We start from the raw sequence: 25147 nt of genomic DNA, 5'->3' as shown, positions 1-25147 counted from the left end.
TGTTTTAAAATGAATTATAATGGAATGTAATAAATTGAATGGATAATGTTTCCCAAATGGATTAAAATAGCTATATGAAGTTATATATAACGCATTAAAGTGTTTACATTGGCAAACGGTTTTGAGATGGTGTATGTGTCCTTCAGAGACGCGCCCAAACTCACTTCGTTCAAACAGTGGACGGTCTCTTACGGAAACATACACCACCCCAAACCTACCGTTACTGTAATTTCTTTAATGCGTTATATATAGACACTAAGGAGGAAAACATCATGACCAGAAGACAAGCAAGGGAAGAAGCGTTTAAGCTTCTGTACCAGATGGATATACACAAAGATGAGAAAGATGAGGTATTGGAATCATTTTTGGCGGAAAATGAGATTGAGCCTCATCATGCGGAGTATATAAAAGAAGTGGTGAAAGGAACTACCCATCATAAGGAGCAATTGGACAAGCTCATAGAAGAGAATGCTGTAGGGTGGAAGATCAACCGTATTTCAAAAGTGAATATGGCGATTTTAAGGCTTGCTGCTTATGAAATGATTCATAGGAAAGATATTCCTGACAGTGTCTCCATCAATGAAGCAGTGGAATTAACTAAGAATTATGATAGTAATGAATCAGCATCGTTTGTCAACGGTGTGCTGGGTTCAATACAAAAAAAGCTTCAAATTGATAATTGAACCATGAAGGGTGAGGTTTGCATCAATGATAAATAGGCCGGTTCTGGCAGTAAGTGAAATAAACAGCTATATAAAGACACTGATGGACCATGATATGATACTGAGTAATGTATTTGTTAAAGGAGAAATCTCTAATTTTAAACTGCATTATTCAGGACATATGTATCTTACGTTAAAGGATAAAGATGGCGTTATTCGTGCTGTGATGTTTAAAAGTGCCGGGTTTCGTCTTAAATTTAAGCCTGAAAACGGTATGAAGGTTATTGTACAGGGCAGAGTCACGGTATATGAAAGAGACGGGCAATATCAGTTATATATTGAAAATATGCAGCCCGATGGGATCGGGGCGTTACATATCGCATTTGAACAATTGAAAAATAAGCTTAAAGAGGAAGGTCTATTTGATGAAGAAAGAAAAAAAAGACTTCCGCAATATCCTAAGCGTATCGGCGTGGTCACATCGCCAACAGGTGCAGCGGTAAGAGATATTTTAAATATTCTGAAACGCCGTTATCCCAGTGCTGAGGTTTTGATTTATCCTGTGCTGGTGCAAGGTGAGCAAGCGTGTGAGCAAATTGCGCAAGCTGTCGGGTATTTTAATGAAAAGCGCAGTGCCGATGTAATCATCGTCGGGCGGGGCGGAGGTTCCATTGAAGAATTATGGCCTTTTAATGAGGAAGTTGTTGCAAGAAGTATTGCACAGTCTGCCATTCCGGTCGTATCTGCCGTTGGACATGAAACAGACTTTACTATTTCTGATTTTGTCGCAGACTTAAGAGCGCCTACTCCTTCGGCTGCTGCCGAAATAGTAGTGCCGGCACAATTTGAGCTTAGAGATAAAATCGTTCATCTGAAATCGAGGTTGGTGTATTCTTTTAATAAAAAGATTGAAAATAATAGGCTAATATTAAAAGGTTTGCTTCAATCACCGGCATTTAAAAATCCTATGGATAAGATTAATGAAAACAGACTACTTATTGATGAAATGGGTAAAAATCTTACTAAAAATATTGTGCTGCGAATTGATAACAATAAAAAACAGTTGGGATTGCTTAGCGAGAAACTAAATACCCTCAGTCCTTTGGCTGTTCTTGCGAGAGGATATGCGATAGCGAAAAAAGAAGATGGTAATGTAATCAGATCTGTTCAAAATGTGCAGGAAGATGATAAAATAAATGTACGAGTAAATGATGGATACATGCAATGTACAGTAGATAAAGTATATAGGAGGATGTGATAAAGTGCTTGATTGGTCAGTCGCAAAGCATGGGGACGGACCTACAGCTTCCCTGAAAAGCAAGCGCAGCAGTAGGTCCGTCCCCACGCTTCACTCCTTCTATGTGCTGAATCGGACTTTTTCACAGTCTCCCATAAGTCCCAAAAAGTATAATATATCTCTAGTTTTTAATCGTAGGGGCAGGCCTTGTGTCTGCCAAATATGTCCGCCCGTAGATAAGGTAATATTACGGCGGGTGGACAGGGTCGTCCACCCCTGCGATAATAAAACAAATATATTTAAACAAAAATTAGGATATTGCATAATAACTTTAAAATTTTTTATCTATACATATAAGAAGGCCTGCAGAGAAATAAACTGAAAGGAAGTCAGCCATGGATTTTGAAAAGTCATTAAAACAACTGGAAGATATCGTAAGAAAACTGGAAGAGGAAGAATTAACCCTTGAACAGTCAATGGAACTTTTCCAGCAGGGTGTTGGATTATCTAAAGAATGTTCAAAAATGTTGGATGAAGCAGAGCAGAAGGTTAGTTTACTAATAAAAGATAAGAGTGGAGAAATATCGGAACAAACTTTTGAAATGAGTAATATAGATGCGTAGGAGGACAATGATGAATTTTAAAGAAAGGCTGAATGATGATATCCGGCTGATTGACAAATACTTGGATATATATTTACCTCAAAAGGAGAACTATCAAAAAAATATATACGAGGCAATGAGGTATAGCTTGTTTGCGGGAGGTAAAAGATTAAGACCTGTCATAACCCTCGCTTGTTGTGAGCTTATGGGAGGTAACAGGGAAGAAGCGGTGCCTGCTGCTTGTGCAATTGAAATGATACATACTTATTCCTTGATCCATGACGACTTGCCTGCGATGGATAATGACGACTATCGAAGGGGTAATTTGACCAACCACAAAGTCTTTGGTGAAGCAATGGCGATACTGGCTGGGGATGCTCTGTTAAATAAGGCTTTTGAAGTTGCGGTAGATGAATCCGTAAAAAAAGGTGTGGAGGCTGCAAAAGTTATTCGAGTTCTATCAGTGATTGCAAATGCCGGTGGAACAGAGGGAATGATCGGTGGACAAGTTGTAGATATGGAAGCTGAGAATAAAAAGATTGAAGAAGAACATTTGAGCTATATGCATTTACATAAAACAGGTGCTTTGATTATTGCATCGGCGAAAGCAGGTGCCATTATAGGGAATGCAACAAAAGAACAGATGGACGCGATCACAACATATAGCAAGAATATCGGTCTTGCCTTTCAGGTAAAGGATGATATCCTTGATGTCGAAGGTGACCAGGATAAACTAGGTAAGCCTATCGGAAGTGATATCAATAATAATAAGTCAACATTTGTATCGTTATTGGGATTGGAAAGATCAAAGGAAAAAGTAAAAGAAATGACCGATGAAGCAATCAAAAGCCTTAATATTTTTGGAGAGCGAGGTTGGTTTTTGAAAGATCTTGCATTGTATCTTATTAATAGAGAAAAATAGTCATACTGACTATTTTATTGAGTATTATAGGGGGAAAATAATGCAAAATTTGAATGCTTTGTTTTTTGATAATGAAATTATAACCACATCAGTTATTGCTTGGTTCATTGCGCAATTATTAAAAGTATTATTTGTTCTTATAGGTCAAAAGAAAATAGATTTTTCCAGGTTTGTAGGCTCAGGTGGAATGCCGAGTTCACATTCAGCCTTTGTTGTTTCACTTACAACGGCAATCGGTAAAAATGTAGGGCCGAATTCAGTTGAATTTGCAATAGCATTTGCGGTTGCGATGGTAGTCATGTATGATGCGTCAGGGGTAAGGAGAGCTGCAGGGCAGCAAGCACGTATTCTAAACAAACTTGTTGAGCAGTGGGGAAAGAAAGACCCTCATTTTGTTGAAGACCAGCTAAAAGAGTTGTTAGGACATACACCCTTTGAGGTATTGGTGGGAGCGCTGCTAGGGATAGCAATTGGACTTGCGCGGTAAAGGCAGTTATTAGTGAATAATTAATAGTGAATAGTGGACAATGAATATTTAAGAACTTAAATTAGTTAGTATTCGGTACTATTGAAGAGCATAGTCATGCAAACTTATTTAACTTTGAGAAATTTGGGATAATCGTTGATTAGTAGCTTCTTATGTTTATTTACATTATGGGCTTTTTATGTTATGATATTGAATCTGATATGTTTAATAATGTCAGTATAGCTAATAACTATAAACTATTAACTATTAATTAAATACGGTGGTGCAGTATTCTAGTCAGATCTACTGGTTCCCAAGACGGGCCTAAAAATCCGTTGAAGGGCACATCGATGAAGTTCCTTGTGGTAGCTTTCGACGCCCAGTCGGGGGTTAGTGCTGGGAGTTAAGGTTGAGGGGCGATCTGCAATGGCATGCGGGCGTTGACCCCTCTTCCGTGGAGACCTATGTTTGTGGTTTTCTTTGAGTGACTTTATGAAACCGGGAAGAGTACGACTTAGGATTAAACCTGTTATGCGGTTCGAATGAGTGCTGTGAACAGCGTAGCCTGCCTTGAGTGAATATGGTGGATAATGGATCAGACACATTTGTGTTGGCCAATACGAATGCGTTATCGCTATTTGAAACCATATTTGCAAAAGAGGCTAAGAACCAGTGTGACTGTTGAGGAAAACTCCTAGACTGTTTGTATAAGGTGTGTGGGGGATTGCAGTGTGGACTGAGTGGTAATCCAGTCCTGCCTATGGCGACATGGTAGAGAAGGATTTAAAGGGAAACCGCTGATTTGGCGACATTTCAGTATTCTTCTGGGAAAGCCTACTGGACCTAAGCCGCAAAATTTACTCCATGCATCACCACCGTAATTCAATTAATAGTGAATAATGAATAGTGAATAGTAAACCCAAGTTTTTAGATAGAGTGCACTATTAATTATTCACTATTCACTATTAACTAAATTGTTGGGGGTTTATTTTTTGCGACAGCAAGCAACGAACAAAAAGATAAATAAGCAAAATAGAATTAAATTGAGAAATACCAATGTAGGGAATAAAAAAGTAAGCTATACCTGGGCTGTTATCATTGTAATATGGACGTTCATTTTTTCAATTACATTAAGTTATGTGTCGTCCAGTTTAATGAACAATGTTAGCATTGGTGTAGCTTTTTTTATATTATTATTCATTGTACTTTTAGGTATAATATTTGATATAATAGGTATTGCCGTGGCAGCGGCGAATGAAACTCCTTTTCATGCTATGGCCTCCAGGAAGATTGCGGGTGCGAAACAAGCTGTCAGGCTGATCAGAAATGCGGAAAAGGTTTCGAATTTTTGTAATGATGTGGTAGGTGATATTGCAGGTATCATCAGTGGTGCCACCAGTGCCACTATTGTAGCGCAGATCACGACAATATATAATATTTTTGATACGGTGATGATTGGATTGGTTTTAACCGGTTTTGTCGCTTCATTGACAGTGGGGGGCAAAGCCCTGGGTAAATCTGTTGCATTGTCTAGAAGTAATTATATCGTTTATAAGGTAGGCATTATATTGTATTATTTAAATAGCTTTATTAGATTTAAAAAAGTTGATAAACGCTAGAAAAGGGTTGAAAAAATGAAGAAAATTAAAAAGATCGATAGTATTCTGGAAAAAGTGAATCAACCGGCAGACATAAAAAACCTAGATATTGATCAATTAAACCAACTTTCCGGAGAACTGAGAGAGTTTATCATTGATTTAGTATCTAAAACGGGAGGACATCTTGCATCAAACTTAGGTGTGATTGAATTGACGCTGGCTCTTCATATGGTTTTTTCATCGCCGGAAGATAAGTTTGTTTGGGATGTGGGGCATCAGACGTATATTCATAAGATATTGACCGGCCGAAAAGAACTTTTTTCAACACTCAGACAGTTGGGCGGATTAAGTGGATTTCCAAAGTCAAAAGAAAGCGAACATGATATTTTCAATACCGGACATAGCAGTACATCTATATCTGCCGCATTAGGTCTCGCCAAAGCAAGAGATTTGAAAAATGAGCATCACAATGTCGTAGCTGTAATCGGAGATGGAGCGCTAACCGGGGGGATGGCTTTTGAGGCATTAAATGATGCCGGCAGAAGTCCAAATAACTTAATCGTAATATTAAATGATAATGAAATGTCTATTACAAAGAATGTTGGAGGATTATCTACATATCTTAATAGAATCAGAACAGAGCCGGTGTATTTCAAAGTGAAAGAGGATATAGATTTCATATTGAATAAAATCCCTGCAATTGGGAAAAGTATGGCAAAGACCGTACAACGTGCAAAAGGAAGCATCAAGTACATGATAGTGCCAGGCACACTGTTTGAAGAATTAGGTTTTACATATGTAGGCCCTATTGATGGGCACAACATTTCTAATTTGATGGGTGTATTAAATAGAGCAAAAAATATGAAAGGTCCCATACTGATTCATGTTTATACTACAAAAGGGAAGGGATACTCTTTTGCCGAAGAAGAACCGGATATTTTTCACGGTGTTTCTTCATTCAATATAGAAACAGGGAAAGCATTGGGTGCAAAGACTGAAAAGGACTATTCTGCAGTGTTTGGCGATGAAATGGTTCGAATCGGCAAAAAAGACAAGACTGTTACAGCGGTTTCAGCAGCTATGCCGGTAGGAACAGGATTAGGGAACTTTATCAAAGAATTTCCGGATAGATTCTTTGATGTAGGTATTGCCGAGCAGCATGCGGTTACTTTTGCTGCCGGACTTGCCGTGTCAAATTTGAAACCTGTTTTTGCAGTGTATTCATCGTTTTTACAAAGAGCGTATGATCAAATTTTACATGATGTTGCATTGCAAAACCTGCATGTTGTTTTTGCTGTAGACCGAGCCGGGGTTGTAGGGCAAGATGGAGAAACGCATCAAGGGATATATGACTTATCATTTTTAAGTCACATTCCGAATATGGTTGTGATGGCACCATCATGTTATGAAGAATTAAATTTAATGATGGAATATGCTGTTGTAAAACATGATGGTCCGATTGCGGTTAGATATCCCAGAGGAAAAGAAGAATATCCTATAGTCATTCATAATAAAGCTATTTTACCGGGTAAAGGAGAAAAGTTATCAGAAGGCAAAGATATTTCACTGATCGCGATAGGCAAGATGGTAGGCATCGCATTAGAAGCTGCCGAAAAGTTAAAAAAGGCAGGGATTGATGCCGAAGTAATAAATGCAAGGTGTTGCAAGCCTTTGGACGCGGACATGATTATTAATTCCGCACTAAAAACCGGTAAAGTAATTACACTGGAAGATAATTCAGTCATAGGCGGATTCGGTAGTGCGGTACTTTCACTGCTTCAGAAAAACAAGTGCGGGCATGTAAAAGTCAAACTAAAAGGATGGCCGGATGAAATCATCCCCCACGGTTCGGTAAATGAATTGTTCAAGATCTATGAATTGGACGCGGACAGCCTTGTTAAGGAAGCTTTAAAAATGATGTAACCAATAATGTACTATAAAAAATGTACAATGTACAATGGACAATTAATAAAGCCTACAGGTAGAGATGCCTAGTAAAGCTGCAAGTATTAAGTACAATAATAAAATCAATATAGAAACTGATATATAACTAAGAGAATCATACGTTTGTATTTGGTTTGTATTTGGTTTTTATAAGTTTGTATAATAGTGTAAATAATTATAGATAACCAAATGAAGAATTATAATTTTTCGACTTATATATTATGCGAGTTCTTGTAGGGGTGGACGACTCTGTCCACCCGCAGATCATGCAACAATGTACCGGGCGGACAGGGTCGTCACGCCCCTACAAACACTCGTATGATATAACTTAGTAATTAAATTTGGTTATCTATATGAAGATAATTTATTTGGGTATATAGCAATTATTATCAGATAAATGACAAAAATTGTACATTGTCCATTGTACATTGTACATTTATAAGACGGGGAGTTGTGCTTTTTGAGTGATAAGGAAAGAATAGATATTCTTCTGGTAGATATGGGACTTGTAGAAAGCCGGGAAAAAGCCAAGAGTCTCATTATGGCGGGACAAATCTATGTAGATAACCAAAAAGTTGATAAGGCAGGAACAAAAGTCAATACAAATGCTGCATTGGAAGTCCGGGGCAATACACTTCGGTATGTAAGCCGGGGTGGATTGAAACTTGAAAAGGCAGTAGAGCAGTTTGATTTAGATCTTAAAAATAAAGTTTGCATGGATATTGGTGCGTCCACAGGAGGATTTACTGATTGCATGCTGCAAAATGGCGCAGTAAAGGTGTATGCTGTTGACGTGGGATATGGGCAACTGGCGTGGCAGCTTCGACAGGATGAAAGAGTCGTAAATATGGAGCGAACCAATATTCGCTATGTTGAACCGGAACAAATAGGAGAAAAGATTGATTTCATATCTATTGATGTTGCATTTATTTCTTTAAAATTAGTATTGCCGGTGGCTAAGTCTTTGTTGGGGATCAATGGTGAAGTGGTCTGCCTCATTAAGCCGCAGTTTGAAGCAGGAAGAGAAAAGGTTGGAAAAAAAGGTGTGGTAAGAGATAAATCCGTTCATATTGAAGTAGTAGAGATGATCATTCATTTCGCCAGAGAACAGGGGTTTTCCATAAGCGGTCTTAGCTTTTCGCCAATAAAAGGCCCGGAGGGAAATATTGAATACTTGTTATACCTTAAAAATCTCCAACCGGCTGAGCATGACCATTATGATTTGAAAGCGATACAAGAAGCCATAGAACAATCTCACCAGGATTTAACCCAAGTGAATAGTGAATAGTATGCTATTACGTATAGATGGTTAACTTATCACTTCTAATTTGACAAGCTATATATTATATGAGTTTTTCGTAGGGACGAACGACTTTTTCCGCCCGTGGATAACTTTCAAATTTGATATCAACTTGTAAGTAAAAAATTAACTATTCATTATTCATTATTAATTATTCCCTGTTGGCTTGTGTTACATCAGCATTTTATATATAATGGTTTTGGATTAAGTTATTTATTATAATGTAAATATATAAATAACATTAAGTACATTACAGTCAGGCGTAGAAGAAAAAATGTGACATGGGGACGGTTTTCATGTCACAACGATTTTGGGTGACAGGAGAACCGTCCCCATGTTACATTTGTAATATACTTAGTGTGACGTATATAGATAGAACTGGATGTGTATATGTGAAAAGAATATCAGTAGTTCCTAACTTGGAAAAAGATAGAGATTTGCATCATACAAAAAAAGTGATTGATTTATTGGAAAAGTTTAAAAAAGATGTTTTAATCAGTACACATGTTGCAAATACATTAGGCCTTGAAAAATATGCTTGTGAAGAACCGGAGCTTTATAAAGATACCGAGTTGGTTATCGTATTGGGGGGAGATGGCACGCTTTTAAACGGAGCAAGGCATGCATCACCTTTTGGTGTTCCGGTTTTGGGTATTAATCTTGGCCATTTGGGTTTTCTGGTGGAGTTGGAAAAGAATAATCTTGAGCAATTTTTTGATAGGCTTTTTGCCGGTGATTATACGATTGACCGGAGGATGATGATTGAAGGGACCTTATGCCGCGGAAGCATGTCTTTGGATACCTTTGTCGCGTTGAATGATATAGGCATTACAAGAGGCTCTTTTTCCAGAATCATTAATCTTAAAGTTTTTGTAGATACTCAATTTGTTGATTATTTTACAGCTGATGGGATCGTAGTATCTACTCCGACAGGTTCGACCGCTTACTCCCTTTCAGCCGGCGGCCCTATTGTCCATCCCAATATGGACTTGATTATGGTTACGCCGGTTTGTCCGCACACGTTGCACTCTCGGTCATTTATCGTTCCGGAAGACAGAATGATATGTGTGCATATAGAAGATGCATATCAAGATGCGATGATTACGGTTGATGGTCAACAGGGTTATAGAGTACAGCCAAAGGATATCATTACAATAAAAAAGGCGTCGTATGTCACCAAGCTGGTAAGAATCAGCAATATGAATTTTTATGATGTGCTGCGTAAAAAGCTGACCGAAAGGGGAGTAAAAAACCGATAATATGAAATATGATAGACATTCCAGAATACTTCAAATTATTGAAAATGATGTGATTGAAACACAAGAGGAACTAGCGGACAAATTAAAACAAAGCGGCATCGATGTGACGCAAGCAACGGTATCCCGTGATATTAAAGAGTTGAGATTAATTAAAGTTCTTGCTGAAAACGGAAGATACAAGTATGCTTCAATTAATGCTTCCGATACAAATATTACAGGAAAACTAAGAACGATATTTACCGAATCGGTAACCCATATCGATTACTCGATAAATATTATTGTAATCAAGACTTTGGCGGGGATGGCCCAAGCGGCAGCATCATCAATAGATGCGATGAATTGGCCCGAGATTATAGGTTCCATCGCCGGTGATGATACCATTATGGTCATTACTAGAAGCGAAAAGAATTCGAAAGAGTTAACGGATAAATTTAGAAAAATGTTGAAATAGAAGGGAAAAGGGTGGGGGTTAACGTGCTTTCCCAACTGCATATTGAAAATATTGCCATCATAGAAAAATTGGATGTTTATTTTGATGAAGGTCTTAACGTCTTAACAGGAGAAACAGGCGCGGGTAAATCTATTATCATTGATTCTATTAATATGGTTCTCGGCGAAAGAACCTCCCGGGAGTTAATACGTTCGGGACAAGACAAGGCTGTAGTGGAAGCATTGTTTTATATTCATTCCGGAAGCATTAAAGATGCGCTAAATGAATACGGGATCGCACCCGACGATGATGGTGCATTGCTTATCTGCCGTGAGATCGCTTCAGAAGGGAAAAATGTGTGCCGTGTAAATGGCCGTCTGGTGACTACAGCAATATTAAAGGAAATAGGCCGGTACATGGTTAATATACATGGTCAGCATGATAACCAATCCCTTCTGCAGATCGATAAACATATTGATTTTTTGGATATTTTTGCAGGCAGTCAACTGATAAAAACGAGAGAGCAATATGACACGGTTTATCAAAAATCCCGTAGTTTAGAAACGGAAATTAAGAAAATCAGTGGAGATGAGCGAGAAAAAGAGAGAAAAATTGATCTGCTTCAATTTCAATTAAATGAAATTGATAATGCCAAGCTCAAACCCGGTGAAATAGAAGAGCTTACCGAAAGAAGACTCCAGTTGGGTAATGCGGAAAAGATCATGTCTTCGGTATCGGAAGCGTATGTACTATTGTATACCGGTGGAAAGATGGGCGCCTCAGTTCACGACAACATGGCGGAAGTGTTAAAACAGCTTGGAGAGGTAGAACGATTTGACAAAAAGTTGAATGTAATGTTTAAAAGCTTGGAAGAACTAAGTTTTCAGTTTAGTGAGCTGGTATATGAACTCCGTGACTACCGGGAAAATATCGAGTATGACCCGGCGGCGCTTGAATGTCTGGAACAGCGGTTGGACTTGATTTATAAATTAAAAAGAAAATACGGGTCTTCTATTGAAGATATTTTAAACTATAGAGATAAAATAAAACAAGAGTTAGACAAACTGTTTAGCAGTGAAGAAAAGCTGCTGGATTTAAATAATGCGTTGAATGAGACGAGGAAACAGCTTCAACATTTAGCAGGGCAGTTGTCTGCAATGAGACTGGAAGCAGCACGCAGCTTGGAAGAAAGAATTATAAAAGAACTCCGTGAACTTGATATGAACAAGACACGGTTTAAAGTACAAGTAGATCAAATGATTACTAAAGATGGCGGTTATGAATTTAACCGACAAGGATATGATAAAGTGGAATTTTTAATATCTACCAATGCAGGTGAACCGTTAAGACCATTGGCGAAAATTGCGTCGGGTGGTGAAATGTCCAGAATCATGCTGGCTATAAAAACGGTGCTGTCGGATATCGATGAGGTCAATACATTGATCTTTGATGAAGTGGATACCGGCGTCAGCGGCCGTGCAGCCCAAAGGATTGCTGAAAAATTGTCTTTGATAGCTCAAAAGAAGCAGGTGCTATGTATTACGCATTTGCCACAAATCGCTTGCATGGCAGATCAGCATTACCTTATTGAAAAAGTTGTATCTGATGATAAATCGACAACACATATTGAGAAGCTGACACAACAAAATCGTAAAAAAGAACTGGCAAGGATTATTGGTGGTGCATTGGTAACCGATCTAACACTGCAGCATGCTGAAGAAATGATCAGTATTGCAAATAAAATAAAAAAAGATTTAGGAAAAAATTAAATTTACAATATAATTGCTAAAAACTTCTCTAATAAGTTTTCATAAAGCGACAAACAATATTGTTGAGAACTTATATGGAGGTGAAGTAATTAATGCAGTGTAAAGATTGCAAAAACTTCAAACCAGAAATTAACCTGGAAGCAAGCCAGGAATTATCATTTGATAAAAAATGTTTTTCCGGAAAATGCAGTATTACTAACTCGTCCTGCGACACCAGCAGTAAATGCAGTTGTGATAGTTTCAGCGATAAATGTAAATAATTTAAAGCAAAAAAATTGGTCTAATCATCATTAGGCCAATTTTTTTGCTTTAAATAAACTAATATGAAAAAATACATAATGAATATGCAAAATTTAGAATTTAATAATATTTACGAAAAAACTAAAGAAAATATTAATTTTTTCTGCTATAATTTAAAAGGATAAGTTGAAGGGAGTGAAAGTTTTGGAGCAAATTGGCGTAGTGAATAAGGCATACGATAATATGGCAACAGTGCAAATAAAGAGGGTATCAGCCTGCGGAGGAAAATGCGGAGAATGTGGAGGCTGCGAGAACACTTCACATATTGTTGAAGCATTCAATGCGGTTGGTGCTAAAACAGGACAGATTGTAAAAATGGAAATGAAGGACACTAAAATCCTTTTTGCTGCTTTTATGGTATATATCATACCTCTGATTATGTTATTTGTTGGTTACGTTATAGGATACACGATTTCCACCAGTGAACTGATAGCTGGTGGTATAGGGGTTATTTTACTGATTTTATCATTTGTGGTATTAAAAATTTTTGATAGAAGGATTGAAAAAACGGATAAATATAGAATTGTTATTACAAAAATAATAACATGAGGAAATAGTGTATATACAAATCTAACATATGGGAGGATACTGACAGTGGTCAGGTCAATGAAAGATATTATTGAGTATTCTAAAAGCTTGGGTAGAAAAAAAGTAGCGGTTGCAGTTGCACAGGATGAAGATGTACTTCGTTCTATAAATGAAGCATATAATATGGGCTTAATCGATGTTAGCCTCATTGGAGACAAGAAAAAGATATTTAAAATTGCCGATGAATTGCAAATTGATGTATCTCAATATGATCTTATAAAAGAAACAGATGATGCTAAAGCAGCTAGAATTGCAGTAGATATGGTAAGCAGCGGTCGTGCCCATGTATTAATGAAAGGCATGATCAAAACGGCGGACCTCCTTAAAGTGGTATTGGATAAAGACATTGGGTTGAGAACAAATAGGGTACTGAGCCATGTAGGACTGGTTGAAGTGCAGCATTATCATAAGCTCTTATTTATTACTGATGGGGGCATGAATATTTCACCGGATTTAAGACAAAAAGCTGATATTATACAGAATGCGGTGAATATAGCAGTGAGCCTTGGAATTGAAAAACCAAAAGTTGCTGTGCTAGCTTCGGTAGAAGTAGTGAATCCTTCCATGCAATGCACATTGGAAGCTGCAGCACTATCTAAAATGGCAGATAGGGGACAATTGAAGAATTGTATTATTGACGGGCCTCTTGCCATGGACAATGCGATCAATATAGATGCAGCCAAGCATAAGGGAATTGAAAGCGATGTTGCAGGCGATGCGGATATACTGCTTGTTCCAAGTATTGAAGCAGGAAATATACTCTTAAAATCGCTGGTGTTTTTGGGAAAAGGTACGTCCTGTGGTTTGATTGCGGGTTCAAGAGCACCTATTGTTGTTACCTCAAGAGCGGACGATTATTTGGCAAAACTTTATTCTATTGCACTTGCATCTATTGCATGTGAAAGAAAATAAACTTGCTGTGAGGGAGGGAAAGCATGCAAAATCAATACCGGATTCTAACCATTAATCCCGGGTCTACTTCTACGAAAGCAGCATATTTTGAAGGGCGTGAGTGCATTTCATCAAAATCCCTGCATCACTCTGCAGAAGATTTGGTACGCTACAACTCAATCATGGAACAATATGATATGAGAAAGAAGGCGATTATTGCATATCTGGCCGAAAACAATATTCAATTAAAACAGCTTGATGTGGTTGTGGGCAGAGGAGGGCTTCTAAAGCCCTTGCAAGGCGGAACTTATCATGTCAATCAACAAATGCTGGATGACTTAAATGAAATGAGGTATGGTCAGCATGCAAGTAATTTAGGTGCTGTTATAGCCTATGAAATAGCTTCTTTGATAGGAGTACCGTCATTTATTGTGAACCCTGTGGTTGTAGATGAGTTTGAACCTCTGGCAAGATTTTCAGGCTTACCGGAACTGCCCAGGAAAAGTGCTTTTCATGCACTGAATCAAAAAGCTGTAGCGATTCAAGCTGCAAAAGATTTAGGCAAAGGTTATAATGAAGTAAATATGATTATTGCGCACCTTGGCGGAGGAATATCCGTTGCGGCGCATAGTCATGGAAGAGTGATAGATGTGAACAATGGAATAGAGGAAGGCCCCTTCTCGCCTGAAAGGACAGGGAACCTTCCGGTAAACCAATTGGTGGATATGTGTTTTTCAGGGGAGTATACCAAGGAAGAGATAAAGAAGAAGCTTGTGGGCCGAGGGGGACTGGTTGCCTATTTGGGAACATCTGACGGTAAGGAAATAGAAGAAAGAATAAATAATGGCGACCAGCAAGCCGCTCTTGCCCAAGAGGCAATGGCTTACCAAATAGCAAAAGAGATTGGTGCTTGCAGTGCGGTTCTATGTGGTAAGGTAGATAAGATCGTAATCACCGGAGGTCTTGCAAGAGACAATAGGTTAGTTGATTGGATTTGTAAACGTATCAATTTCATTGCTCCTATTTCCGTATATCCCGGTGAAAATGAAATGGCTGCGATGGCCGAAGGAGCTTTAAGAGTTTTGACAGGAGAGGAAGAGGCATTAGCTTATGAATAATTCAAGGATCAAAATATTTACAGGACATTATGGAAGTGGCAAGACAGAAGTTGCAATAAATTTTGCAATTTATAGTAAAAAGTATTATAATAGAGTGGCAATTATTGATTTGGACATTGTAAATCCGTATTTTAGAACCAAAGATGCGGCTGAGATACTGGAGCAGCATGGAATTCAATTGGTAGCGCCTCAATTTGCTAATACCAATGTAGATATTCCGGCTTTACCGGCGGAGATTTTCTCTGTACTTCAGGACAAAGATTGTCAGGTTATTTTTGATGTAGGCGGAGATGATGATGGAGCAACAGCATTAGGAAGATATCATCGCTATTTTTCTGCTGAAAGCTATCAGATGTTCTTTGTAATTAATACAAGAAGGCCGTTAACCGATAATGTCAATGATACCATTGAATTATTAAGGGCGGTTGAAAAAAATTCGCGCCTAAAAGTAACAGATTTAATTAACAATACAAACCTGTCCTATCATTCTACAGTAAAAGATATTATGGATGGGCAAGAGATTGTAGAAAATATTTCCAGGGAAATAATGGTACCCATTACCTACATTACCGGAAAAAAAGAGGTAGTATCTCAGATTTCGGACCATCTGAAGGAAAAAGCGTTTGGAATAGATCTGTTTTTGCAATTACCATGGCACGATTAATCAGTGAATAATGAATAGTGAATAATGCACCGTTATTCATAGTAAAATGCATGTGTCCACATGTTGTACAAGTTTTAGGATTCAGAGCTTTAAACAAAAATAAATGCTTACTATACAAGGGCAGGACGACCCTGTCCTTCTGATATATTATCATGTTATCCATATAGATGGCGAACTTCAAAGATGAAAAACATAATATAGATAGGTTAGTATCTATATGACTTAAATAGCTTTTATTTTAACATTTTATCTCTGTAGTTTTTTATCTATAATTTAATTATAAACTATTATATAAATAACACTAAGTACATTACAGTCAGGCGTAGAAGGAAAAATGTGACATGGGGACGGTTTTCATGTCACAACGGTTTTGGGTGACAGGAGAACCGTCCCCGTGTTACATTACTTAGTGTGACGTATATAGCTATTAACTATTAGCTGTTAACTATTTCGTGGGGGGGTGTTTAAATGGCAAAGGTGACTTTTAAAGAGGATAGATGCAAAGGTTGTGAACTGTGCACTACCGTTTGTCCAAAGAAAATTGTAGTGATGGCAGCAGATAGAATTAATGATAAAGGATTCCATCCTGCAGAAGTAAAAGAACAGGATAAATGTATAGGTTGCGGTTTCTGTGCAACCATGTGTCCAGATGTAGTAATAGAAGTAGAGAAATAAGGGGGCAGTGTAATGTCAGATAAAGTATTGATGAAAGGCAATGAAGCCATTGCAGAAGCAGCTATTAAAGCAGGCTGCAGATATTTTTTCGGATATCCGATTACACCTCAGAATGAAATTCCTGCATATATGTCAAAGAGAATGCCAAAAGTTGACGGTGTCTATTTGCAGGCTGAGAGTGAAGTGGCAGCAATAAACATGGTTTACGGCGCGGCCGGTGCAGGAGCAAGAGTGATGACCTCATCTTCAAGTCCGGGGATCAGCTTAAAGCAAGAAGGGATTTCCTATATTATCGGAAGTGATCTACCATGCGTTATTGTAAATATCGTTAGAGGCGGCCCGGGGTTAGGCGGAATCCAACCGGCGCAGTCAGATTATTTCCAAGCGGTAAAAGGCGGAGCCCATGGTGACTATAATACCGTAGTATTGGCTCCAAGCACTGTTCAGGAAGCTGTCGATTTAATGACTGACGCATTTGATATTGCCGATATGTATAGAATGCCTGTTATGGTGTTGGGAGACGGTATGCTGGGCCAGATGATGGAACCGGTTGAGTTTAAGGCACAAAAAGGCAGAGATCTTAAACCTAAAGACTGGGCAACCACAGGAACTCAAAACCAAAGAAGTAAAAATGTTGTAAACTCTCTTTTTATAGATCCTCAGGTATTGGAAAAGCTGAACTTTGAGAGGTATGAAAGATATAAGCTCATTGAACAAAACGAAGTTAAGTATGAAATGACTGATTGTGATGATGCGGATGTGGTATTGGTAGCTTACGGTACTACCGCGAGAATAGCAAAAACAGCGATGAAGAGTGCAAGAGCTGAAGGGTATAAAGTAGGACTCATCAGGCCCATTACTTTATGGCCGTTTCCGGTGGAAGCTTTCCAAAAGGCAGCTAAAACCGCGAAAGCATTCTTAACGGTTGAAATGAGTATGGGGCAAATGGTTGAAGATGTAAGGCTTGCTGTTAATGGTGAAAAGCCTGTACACTTCTATGGAAGAACAGGTGGTATGGTTCCGACACCGGCAGCAATCGTTGAAGAGATTAAGAAGTTATCCGGGGGTGAAAAATAATGAAGAAAGTATTCGAAAAACCAAAAGCGATGTCAGATGTTACGATGCACTATTGTCCCGGATGTACGCATGGGATCATTCACCGCTTAGTTGCAGAGGCGATAGATGATTTGGATATACAAGGCAGAACCGTTGGGATTGCTTCGGTTGGATGTTCTGTTTTCAGCTATAATTATTTTGATTGTGATATGCAGCAAGCGGCTCATGGCCGTGCACCGGCGGTAGCTACAGGTGTAAAAAGAGTTCATCCCGGCAATATTGTTTTTACCTATCAGGGAGATGGCGATTTAGCCGCTATCGGAACTGCTGAAATGGTACATGCAGCCGCAAGAGGTGAAAAGATTACCATCATTTTTGTGAATAATGCAATCTATGGTATGACCGGCGGGCAGATGGCACCGACAACGCTTATAGGACAAACAACACAAACATCACCATATGGTAGAAGTGCAGAAAACCAAGGTTATCCGATAAAGGTCTGTGAAATGCTGTCAACCCTTGAGGGAACAGCCTATGTGTCAAGGGTATCCGTAGATAGTATAAAAAATATTAATAATGCAAAGAAAGCAATTAAAAAAGCATTTGAAACTCAAATAGAGGGAAAAGGTTTTTCACTGGTTGAAGTATTGTCGACATGTCCTACAAACTGGGGATTGACACCTGTTGAATCTTTGGATTGGCTAAGGGAAAATATGATGCCTTATTATCCTCTTGGAGTATTTAAAGAAAGATAATATGGGGGGCGTGAAAATGAATAATTCTCAAGAGATGATTATGGCCGGTTTTGGCGGACAGGGTATCATGTTTGCCGGCAGGTTGATGGCTTATGCAGGAATGTTGGCAGGGAAAGAAGTTTCATGGCTTCCATCCTATGGACCTGAAATGAGAGGCGGAACAGCAAACTGTCATGTAATTGTATCCGATCAACAGGTGGGTTCACCTATTGTAAATAATCCAACGGCATTAATAGCGATGAACAGACCTTCATTGGATAAATTTGAGAGCACGGTATTACCTGGCGGGCTATTGATTATTGACAGTTCTTTAATTAATAGAAGCATTGAAAGAAAAGATATTAGAGCTATTGAAGTTCCTGCAACTCAGCTTGCGGTTGATATGGGAGAAGGAAAACTTGCGAATATGGTGCTGATTGGTAAGCTTGTAAAAGAAACTGAGGTATTTCCATTGGAAGTACTGGTACAAGCAATGAATAAGGCAGTATCGGCAAGAAACAAAGATTTATTGGATATGAATGTTAAAGCACTGGAATTAGGGTATAATTATTGATGTGGTTCACAGTTAACGGTTCACAGTTCACAGAAGTGACAAGGAATCGGTTGATTGACGAGCGCTTATAAGACAGATAAAATAGTGGGGAGTAGGGAGATTATCTTCTATGCTTCTCACTTTTTATTTTACTTAATTTGCTGAAGAACCTATAGGAGACTGTGGAAAAGTCTAATTTAGCACGCAGAAGGAGTGAAGCATGGGGACGGACCTACTGCTGCGCTTGCTTTTTAGAGAAGCTGTAGGTCCGTCCCCATGCTTTGCGACTGACCGACGAAGCACTTTTTCACATCCTCCTATCGGACATGGGGCCCTGGTCTGCTGTCAGGCCTGGTTTTTGGCCGGACTGCGGCCCTGTCCCCATATCCGATTTTCGAACGATGACGCACTTTTTCAAAACAGGAGGTATGAAAGAATGTTGACTCAGCAGGACTTATTAAAAACACTTAAAAGAATAGATAGAAAGAGCTATGGAGCATATAAGGAACTGAGAGGGGAATATAGATTTGAGGGGAATATAGATTTGATGGGTATATTTTATATATTGATCATGTTCAAAGTGACCCGTTTGCTCCGCCTTCAAGGGTAAGAATCAGAGTAGCTATGAAAGAGGCTGCAATACCTAAGGATTTATATAAAACAAAGACTAGAAAAACCGCTCTTGAAGACTTTTTCACCAGAAATATCTCATCGGTGATACGTAATAATGTAAGAAGTGCCGAAGGTACCGGCAAGAGCGGACGCATTGAAATCATGCATTGCGGGCAGGAAGTAATTGAGAGAACATCTGTTATTATTAATGATGACCGCATTGAAGTGCGATTGAGTATGGGATTGCCGGCGCGTGGCAGAACCATTATGGGGAATGAAGCGGAGCGAATTATTTTTGAGCAATTGCCGAGAATTGCATTGGCTATGTTATATGAGAACATAGATCAAGTAAAGGCGGAAAAGCATGTTAAACTAGCGGAAGACCAGGAATACCTTAGAGAAAAGTTGCAAGAGAAGCATTTAGTTGCCTTTGTGGCTAACGGTTCAATACTCCCAAGGGAAAGCGGTATCAGTGATAAACCTTTAAGACATCAGAAGGCCATATCGTTTAAATCACCCGAACCTCTGGAGGTAGAATTTATACTGCCTAACTATGGGGGAATAAAAGGGATGGGCGTCAAAGAAGGGATTACGCTTATCGTGGGTGGAGGTTTTCATGGAAAATCCACACTGCTTAAAGCCATAGAAAGAGGCGTGTATAATCACATTTGCGGGGATGGCAGAGAATTTGTCATTACAGCGTTCAATGCGGTGAAAGTTCGTGCAGAAGACGGAAGATTTGTTGAAAAAGTTGATATCAGCACATTCATTAATAACCTGCCGGGTAAACAGGATACGAAGCACTTCTCCACAGATAATGCCAGCGGCAGTACTTCGCAAGCTGCTAATATTATGGAGGCGATTGAAGCAGGTTCAAAAGTGATCTTATTAGATGAAGATACATCCGCTACAAACTTTATGATTCGTGATGCTCGGATGCAAAGGCTGGTACACTCTGAAAAAGAACCTATTACACCTTTTATAGACCGTGTAAGACAGTTGTATGATCATTTAGGTATATCTACCATCCTTGTTGTAGGCGGATCGGGAGATTATTTTGATGTAGCTGATACTGTGATTATGATGGATGAATATAGACCTTATGAAGTCACTTCAGATGCGAAAGCAATTGCCGGTCAATTGGCGACGAATAGATCTATAGATAATAAAAACCCATTAAATATTAGTATAAAAAGAATACCGATGGCTAAAAGCTTTGATATCCAAATCCCTAAAGAAAAGGTAAAATCGAAAGGTACATTATCCATTTTATATGGCTGCAATGAAATTGATCTTCAATCGGTTGAACAACTAATTGACAGCAGTCAGACCACCGGGATTGGATTAATCATCAAATATATGAAAAATCATTATGTGAATGGAAATAATACATTAATGGAGATATTGAAAAAGGTATATGATGATATTGAAAAGAAAGGAATTGATGTCATTTCGTCATTTAACGGACAGCATCCCGGTGATTATGCGTTGCCAAGAATTTATGAAACGGCAGCAGCAATCAACAGGTTGAGGACATTAATCATTAAGTGGGGAGTGGGGAGTGAGGAGATTGTATTCTCTCCATACTATGCAAAATCTTTATTGCTATTTCATACGCGTTAAGCTAAGCCATGTTATGGTAAACCAATAATTACATTTGCAAAAAAGAAAAAAACATGAGAACCTCAAAGTAATAGAGAAATGAAAGGTGAGGTTCCCATGTTTCAAGTTCCCATATCACTAATTATAAGCTTTATTTGCTTTTTAGGAAAGACAAAAATACTGGAAATTTCTAAGGACACAGGGTTTACGGTGCGCCGCTCTAAGCTGCTGCCAGATACTATAGTAAAAGTATTTACATTCGGCTTATGGGACACCCCTAATCCATCCTTACGTCAAACTGCTTCTAAATGCGAAAATATTCAACGCGGACTTAGTATAACACGCGAAGGACTTTTTCAACGTTTGGCTACAAGTGCTTTATTGCTAAAACAAGTATTCCAGTCAGCAGTTGAGTATTCTGCCAAGAGAGCAATAACTGTCCAGAATCTCGATGTGCTCCAAGCTTTTACTGATGTAAAAATATGTGATAGCTCTAAAGTTACTCTTCCGGACAAATTAGCAGATGTCTGGAAAGGTCTTGGTGGCAATAATGCAAAAGCTGCTCTAAAAATCCAGACTATATATAGCCTTAAGTCCAGAACTATCACAAATATGGAGTTGACAAAGGCGCCTGGTCCAGATGCCGGCTATAAAGATGAACTTCTAAAACACATTCATCATGGTGAGCTGTTAATTACTGACTTAGGATATTACAGTAAAGATTTGTTTAGGAAAATAATATCCAAAGGTGCATATTTTCTTAGCCGAATTAAATCAAATACTGTTTTTCAAATACAAAATTCTGACACTAAATCTTTTAAAGCCTTAGACCTTTTAAGTGTTTTAAAAAACAGCTCCAGTGTTGATATAGATGTATACTTTGGCACCAAGTATTCTAAATTACTACAATGTCGGCTGATTGGTGTACGTTTACCTGATGAAGTCGCTAATGAACGTAGGCGCAAAGCAAATAAAAAAGCAAAGTCACAAGGCAAAACACTGAGTGACTATGACTTAGAGTTATTAGGATGGAACCTTCTAATTACTAACGCCCCAGCACATATGCTTACTCCAAAGGCAGCCTGTGAATTGTACAGAGCTAGATGGCAGATAGAGCTTTTATTTAAGGCTTGCAAAAGCTATCTAAACCTTGGCAAAGTAGGCAACTGTGGTAAAGAGCAATTAGAGTGTCTTCTATATGGAAGGTTAATTGCCATTATACTAATTTTCACAGTCTACTCAGCACTGTATGCCCTCATGTACCAACAAAAAAACAGATGCATTAGTATGATGTCGTTTATCAAACTAATTGCGACAAAGGTGGAAAAAATATTTTCAAGCCTTTATGCAACCACTGAAGCAATATCGGAACTGCGACTGATTCTTAAAAGAGCGGCCGAACAAAGCTTACATGATAAACGTAATCGCAAAACCACGGTTGAGCGATTGCAGGAACACTATTTGCTCAATTAAATTGGTAAAAAATAGCTTAACTTAACGCGTATGATTGCTATTTAGATAATTAATTCGTCCCAATACTAGGCATTTGAATATCCTTCTTTGTTCCTGCAAATACTAACTTGCAGGAGGTGTTTATTTATATGGTAGTAGCAGTACAGAAAGGTTTGGAGAATATTAAAGAAAAGTTAAGAGAAAAGGGTTATGATGTGGTGACGTTTGGGGAATATAACTATCCCATAGATGCGGTTGTTTATAACGGTGCCGGATTTGAAGGGTCTTTCGTTACAAATAACAATATGCCTTCTTTATCTGCAAGTACAGCAGATAGAAGTTATGGCGTTTTTCTTGTAAATGCGACGAATCGTACAATTGAAGAAATTGATCATATGCTTCAAAGAAAAGTATACAGTCCATTGTTTTAAGGTATCTTACTGAAAAAAAATCTTAAAAAATATCTTGACAAAATCAGTCGGAAATGGTAATCTGTAAATGAAAACCAAGTAATCAAGTAGGAATTAGGAGTGTGAGAACAATGAGGCTGTCTACCAAAGGCAGGTATGGAGTAAAAGCAATGCTTGATTTGGCGATTCATTCTGCTGAAGGGCACATTGCATTAAAAAATATAGCCGAACGTCAAGACATATCTGAGCATTATCTTGAGCAGTTAATTGCTACTTTAAGAAAAACAGGACTAGTAAAAAGTGTGAGAGGCGCTCAGGGTGGATATTCATTAGCCCAAGAACCGTCGCAAATTACCGTGGGGCAGATATTAAGAGCTTTGGAAGGCTCTCTGGCACCGGTAGACTGTGTAGTTGAACATGAGCCGTTTGAATGTGCCGGTTCTGCAACTTGTGTTACCCAAAAAGTATGGACGCAAGTAAGAGACAGCATAAACAAAGTAGTGGATTCTATCACTCTTCAAGATTTAATTGACGATTATAGAGAGCTAAATAGCAATAATGAATATATGTATTATATTTAATGATTTGGTATTGTATTGTACCAATCAGTGGTATATATTATTTGTAGTTAATTTTTGAAACGCAAGGAGCGCGATGACAATGGATAAATATGTATATTTAGATCACTCTGCTACAACATATGTAAAAGGCGAAGTGTTGGAAAAAATGCTCCCTTATTTTACGCAAAAATTTGGGAACGCTTCAAGTATATATTCCATAGGCAGAGAAAGCAAAAAGGCAGTAGAAGAATCAAGAGATCAGGTAGCCAAGGCATTAAATTGTAATGCGAAGGAAGTTTTTTTCACTGCGTCGGGTACCGAAGCGGATAACTGGGCGGTCAAAGGGGTAGCTTTTGCTAACCGTGAGAAAGGAAATCATATTATCACAACAGCGATAGAACATCACGCCGTACTGCATACATGTCAGTATTTGGAGAAGGAAGGCTTTGATGTGACCTATCTCCCGGTTGATGAGTATGGATTAGTGTCGCTGGAACAATTAAAAAAAGCGATTACTGATAAAACAATACTTATCTCTATTATGTTTGCCAATAACGAAATAGGTACCATTCAACCTATTGAAGAAATTGGAAAGATAGCGAAAGAAAAAGGCATATATTTTCACACTGATGCGGTACAAGCTGTAGGTAATGTACCTATCGATCTGCAAAAACTTAATATAGATTTGTTATCATTATCTTCTCATAAGTTTTACGGACCTAAAGGTGTGGGAGCGCTTTTCATTCGAAAGGGTGTAAAATTACATACTTTTGTTCAGGGAGGAGCGCAAGAAAAGGGAAGAAGGGCCGGAACTGAAAATGTTGCGGGGATTGTCGGATTAGGGGCAGCTATTGAGCTGGCTGTGAATGATCTGGAAAAGCACAATAATAAAATTAGCGCGTTAAGAGACCGGCTGATAAAAGAAGTCATGGACAGAATTCCTTATACCCGGTTAAACGGACATCCTACCCAGCGGCTGCCTGGCAATGCCAACTTTTCTTTTGAATTTATAGAAGGGGAATCACTGCTTTTGATGCTGGATATGAAGGGAATCGCCGGTTCCAGTGGATCGGCGTGTACTTCCGGATCGCTTGATCCGTCCCATGTGTTGCTATCCATCGGTTTACCGCATGAAATAGCCCATGGATCACTGAGATTGACTTTTGGTGATGAGAATACGCAAGAAGATGTAGATTATGTGATGGAGGTATTACCTCCTATTGTAGAGAGACTTAGAGAGATGTCTCCACTGTATGAAGAAGTGAAAAGAGGGGTAAAAAATGTATAGTGAAAAGGTCATGGATCATTTTTCGAATCCAAGAAATGTAGGGGAAATAGAAAATGCTGATGCCGTAGGACAAGTTGGAAATCCAAAATGCGGCGACATTATGAAGATGTACTTGAAGATAGAAGACGGTATTATACAAGATGTAAGATTTAAGACTTTCGGCTGTGGCGCTGCAGTAGCCACCAGCAGTATGGCGACCGAACTTGTCAAGGGAAAAACCATTGAAGAAGCTTTGCAGATTACCAACAAAGCGGTTGCCGAAGCGTTAGACGGTCTTCCACCGGCAAAAATGCATTGTTCAAATCTTGCTGAAGAAGCCATCAGATCGGCAATCAGTGATTATTATAAGAGACAAGGAATGGACAGCAAAGCCGAAGAAATATGTACAGGGTGCTGTAACGCATGTCATTCACACCATGGGGAAGAAGAATAGGCAATAGATATATAGAAAAAAG

General features: G+C 38.6%; 26 protein-coding genes. All 26 read left to right on the top strand.

What is annotated here, in order from left to right:
* Window positions 1–272: 272 nt before the first annotated feature.
* A complete protein-coding gene (gene nusB, locus QKW49_RS02430) occupies window positions 273–683 on the top strand; it encodes a transcription antitermination factor NusB (RefSeq protein WP_282866003.1) in 411 nt (136 codons plus the stop codon).
* A 28-nt stretch (window positions 684–711) separates the two neighbouring features.
* Window positions 712–1920 carry an exodeoxyribonuclease VII large subunit gene (gene xseA / locus QKW49_RS02425; protein WP_282868041.1) on the top strand — a complete coding sequence of 403 codons (1209 nt, stop codon included), beginning with the start codon at window positions 712–714 and terminating at the stop codon, window positions 1918–1920.
* A gap of 374 nt (window positions 1921–2294) precedes the next feature.
* Window positions 2295–2522: an exodeoxyribonuclease VII small subunit gene (locus QKW49_RS02420; RefSeq protein ID WP_282866002.1), complete on the top strand. Its 228-nt coding sequence runs from the start codon at window positions 2295–2297 to the stop codon at window positions 2520–2522.
* A gap of 10 nt (window positions 2523–2532) precedes the next feature.
* Window positions 2533–3423 (top strand): polyprenyl synthetase family protein, encoded by an 891-nt coding sequence (locus tag QKW49_RS02415; RefSeq protein WP_282866001.1) that lies wholly within the window; start codon window positions 2533–2535, stop codon window positions 3421–3423.
* Window positions 3424–3463: 40 nt separating this feature from the next.
* A complete protein-coding gene (locus QKW49_RS02410; protein WP_282866000.1) occupies window positions 3464–3910 on the top strand; it encodes a divergent PAP2 family protein in 447 nt (148 codons plus the stop codon).
* Window positions 3911–4881: 971 nt separating this feature from the next.
* Window positions 4882–5508, top strand: coding sequence for an Mg2+ and Co2+ transporter CorB (locus QKW49_RS02405; protein WP_282865999.1), 627 nt, complete (start codon window positions 4882–4884; stop codon window positions 5506–5508).
* 15 nt (window positions 5509–5523) lie between these two features.
* Window positions 5524–7410 (top strand): 1-deoxy-D-xylulose-5-phosphate synthase, encoded by a 1887-nt coding sequence (gene dxs, locus QKW49_RS02400; RefSeq protein WP_282865998.1) that lies wholly within the window; start codon window positions 5524–5526, stop codon window positions 7408–7410.
* 481 nt (window positions 7411–7891) lie between these two features.
* Window positions 7892–8719, top strand: coding sequence for a TlyA family RNA methyltransferase (locus QKW49_RS02395; RefSeq protein ID WP_282865997.1), 828 nt, complete (start codon window positions 7892–7894; stop codon window positions 8717–8719).
* A 404-nt stretch (window positions 8720–9123) separates the two neighbouring features.
* Entirely contained in the window at window positions 9124–9990 is an 867-nt protein-coding gene (locus QKW49_RS02390) for an NAD(+)/NADH kinase (protein ID WP_282865996.1), read from the top strand.
* Between the two features lies 1 nt (window position 9991).
* Window positions 9992–10441 carry an arginine repressor gene (locus QKW49_RS02385; RefSeq protein ID WP_282865995.1) on the top strand — a complete coding sequence of 150 codons (450 nt, stop codon included), beginning with the start codon at window positions 9992–9994 and terminating at the stop codon, window positions 10439–10441.
* A gap of 11 nt (window positions 10442–10452) precedes the next feature.
* Complete coding sequence (recN, locus tag QKW49_RS02380; RefSeq protein WP_282865994.1) at window positions 10453–12189, top strand: DNA repair protein RecN; 1737 nt, start codon at window positions 10453–10455, stop codon at window positions 12187–12189.
* Window positions 12190–12633: 444 nt separating this feature from the next.
* Entirely contained in the window at window positions 12634–13038 is a 405-nt protein-coding gene (locus QKW49_RS02375; protein ID WP_282865993.1) for a SoxR reducing system RseC family protein, read from the top strand.
* A gap of 45 nt (window positions 13039–13083) precedes the next feature.
* Entirely contained in the window at window positions 13084–13989 is a 906-nt protein-coding gene (locus tag QKW49_RS02370) for a phosphate butyryltransferase (RefSeq protein WP_282865992.1), read from the top strand.
* A 23-nt stretch (window positions 13990–14012) separates the two neighbouring features.
* Window positions 14013–15086: a butyrate kinase gene (gene buk, locus QKW49_RS02365; protein WP_282865991.1), complete on the top strand. Its 1074-nt coding sequence runs from the start codon at window positions 14013–14015 to the stop codon at window positions 15084–15086.
* Entirely contained in the window at window positions 15079–15750 is a 672-nt protein-coding gene (locus QKW49_RS02360; protein WP_282865990.1) for an ATP-binding protein, read from the top strand. The genes buk and QKW49_RS02360 overlap by 8 nt, the downstream gene beginning before the upstream one ends.
* Before the next feature lie 468 nt (window positions 15751–16218).
* Window positions 16219–16425: a 4Fe-4S dicluster domain-containing protein gene (locus QKW49_RS02355; protein WP_282865989.1), complete on the top strand. Its 207-nt coding sequence runs from the start codon at window positions 16219–16221 to the stop codon at window positions 16423–16425.
* Window positions 16426–16437: 12 nt separating this feature from the next.
* Complete coding sequence (locus QKW49_RS02350; RefSeq protein ID WP_282865988.1) at window positions 16438–17502, top strand: 3-methyl-2-oxobutanoate dehydrogenase subunit VorB; 1065 nt, start codon at window positions 16438–16440, stop codon at window positions 17500–17502.
* On the top strand, window positions 17502–18236 hold the full coding sequence (locus QKW49_RS02345) for a thiamine pyrophosphate-dependent enzyme (protein WP_282865987.1): 735 nt from the start codon (window positions 17502–17504) through the stop codon (window positions 18234–18236). The genes QKW49_RS02350 and QKW49_RS02345 overlap by 1 nt, the downstream gene beginning before the upstream one ends.
* 16 nt (window positions 18237–18252) lie before the next feature.
* On the top strand, window positions 18253–18789 hold the full coding sequence (locus QKW49_RS02340) for a 2-oxoacid:acceptor oxidoreductase family protein (RefSeq protein WP_282865986.1): 537 nt from the start codon (window positions 18253–18255) through the stop codon (window positions 18787–18789).
* 199 nt (window positions 18790–18988) lie between these two features.
* Window positions 18989–19378, top strand: coding sequence for an ABC-ATPase domain-containing protein (locus QKW49_RS02335; RefSeq protein ID WP_282865985.1), 390 nt, complete (start codon window positions 18989–18991; stop codon window positions 19376–19378).
* The gene (locus QKW49_RS02330) at window positions 19324–21003 is read left to right on the top strand and encodes an ABC-ATPase domain-containing protein (protein WP_349239118.1); all 1680 of its coding nucleotides are present in this window, start codon (window positions 19324–19326) and stop codon (window positions 21001–21003) included. The genes QKW49_RS02335 and QKW49_RS02330 overlap by 55 nt, the downstream gene beginning before the upstream one ends.
* Window positions 21004–21099: 96 nt before the next feature.
* Window positions 21100–22455: an IS4 family transposase gene (locus tag QKW49_RS02325; protein ID WP_282863409.1), complete on the top strand. Its 1356-nt coding sequence runs from the start codon at window positions 21100–21102 to the stop codon at window positions 22453–22455.
* A gap of 128 nt (window positions 22456–22583) precedes the next feature.
* Window positions 22584–22865: a YkuS family protein gene (locus QKW49_RS02320; protein ID WP_282865984.1), complete on the top strand. Its 282-nt coding sequence runs from the start codon at window positions 22584–22586 to the stop codon at window positions 22863–22865.
* A 110-nt stretch (window positions 22866–22975) separates the two neighbouring features.
* A complete protein-coding gene (locus tag QKW49_RS02315; RefSeq protein WP_282865983.1) occupies window positions 22976–23425 on the top strand; it encodes an Rrf2 family transcriptional regulator in 450 nt (149 codons plus the stop codon).
* A 73-nt stretch (window positions 23426–23498) separates the two neighbouring features.
* Window positions 23499–24692, top strand: coding sequence for a cysteine desulfurase NifS (nifS, locus tag QKW49_RS02310; protein ID WP_282865982.1), 1194 nt, complete (start codon window positions 23499–23501; stop codon window positions 24690–24692).
* Entirely contained in the window at window positions 24685–25125 is a 441-nt protein-coding gene (gene nifU / locus QKW49_RS02305; protein WP_282865981.1) for a Fe-S cluster assembly scaffold protein NifU, read from the top strand. Before nifS ends, nifU begins: the two co-directional genes overlap by 8 nt.
* Window positions 25126–25147 lie beyond the last annotated feature (22 nt).

Origin of the sequence: Petroclostridium sp. X23, from assembly GCF_030013905.1 — a bacterium.
In the GTDB taxonomy this organism is placed as follows: domain Bacteria; phylum Bacillota; class Clostridia; order SK-Y3; family SK-Y3; genus X23.
The sequence above is the reverse complement of the archived record's forward strand: the minus strand, read 5'-3'. Positions and strand labels throughout refer to the sequence as shown.

Coding starts and splice junctions, on each gene's coding strand:
- QKW49_RS02415 (WP_282866001.1), top strand. CDS start 2,533: ATGAATTTTAAAGAAAGGCTGAATGATGATATCCGGCTGATTGACAAA.
- QKW49_RS02360 (WP_282865990.1), top strand. CDS start 15,079: ATGAATAATTCAAGGATCAAAATATTTACAGGACATTATGGAAGTGGC.
- QKW49_RS02325 (WP_282863409.1), top strand. CDS start 21,100: ATGTTTCAAGTTCCCATATCACTAATTATAAGCTTTATTTGCTTTTTA.
- QKW49_RS02320 (WP_282865984.1), top strand. CDS start 22,584: ATGGTAGTAGCAGTACAGAAAGGTTTGGAGAATATTAAAGAAAAGTTA.
- QKW49_RS02420 (WP_282866002.1), top strand. CDS start 2,295: ATGGATTTTGAAAAGTCATTAAAACAACTGGAAGATATCGTAAGAAAA.
- dxs (WP_282865998.1), top strand. CDS start 5,524: ATGAAGAAAATTAAAAAGATCGATAGTATTCTGGAAAAAGTGAATCAA.
- nifU (WP_282865981.1), top strand. CDS start 24,685: ATGTATAGTGAAAAGGTCATGGATCATTTTTCGAATCCAAGAAATGTA.
- nifS (WP_282865982.1), top strand. CDS start 23,499: ATGACAATGGATAAATATGTATATTTAGATCACTCTGCTACAACATAT.
- QKW49_RS02385 (WP_282865995.1), top strand. CDS start 9,992: ATGAAATATGATAGACATTCCAGAATACTTCAAATTATTGAAAATGAT.
- QKW49_RS02335 (WP_282865985.1), top strand. CDS start 18,989: ATGGGGACGGACCTACTGCTGCGCTTGCTTTTTAGAGAAGCTGTAGGT.
- QKW49_RS02355 (WP_282865989.1), top strand. CDS start 16,219: ATGGCAAAGGTGACTTTTAAAGAGGATAGATGCAAAGGTTGTGAACTG.
- buk (WP_282865991.1), top strand. CDS start 14,013: ATGCAAAATCAATACCGGATTCTAACCATTAATCCCGGGTCTACTTCT.
- QKW49_RS02315 (WP_282865983.1), top strand. CDS start 22,976: ATGAGGCTGTCTACCAAAGGCAGGTATGGAGTAAAAGCAATGCTTGAT.
- nusB (WP_282866003.1), top strand. CDS start 273: ATGACCAGAAGACAAGCAAGGGAAGAAGCGTTTAAGCTTCTGTACCAG.
- QKW49_RS02410 (WP_282866000.1), top strand. CDS start 3,464: ATGCAAAATTTGAATGCTTTGTTTTTTGATAATGAAATTATAACCACA.
- QKW49_RS02340 (WP_282865986.1), top strand. CDS start 18,253: ATGAATAATTCTCAAGAGATGATTATGGCCGGTTTTGGCGGACAGGGT.
- QKW49_RS02350 (WP_282865988.1), top strand. CDS start 16,438: ATGTCAGATAAAGTATTGATGAAAGGCAATGAAGCCATTGCAGAAGCA.
- QKW49_RS02345 (WP_282865987.1), top strand. CDS start 17,502: ATGAAGAAAGTATTCGAAAAACCAAAAGCGATGTCAGATGTTACGATG.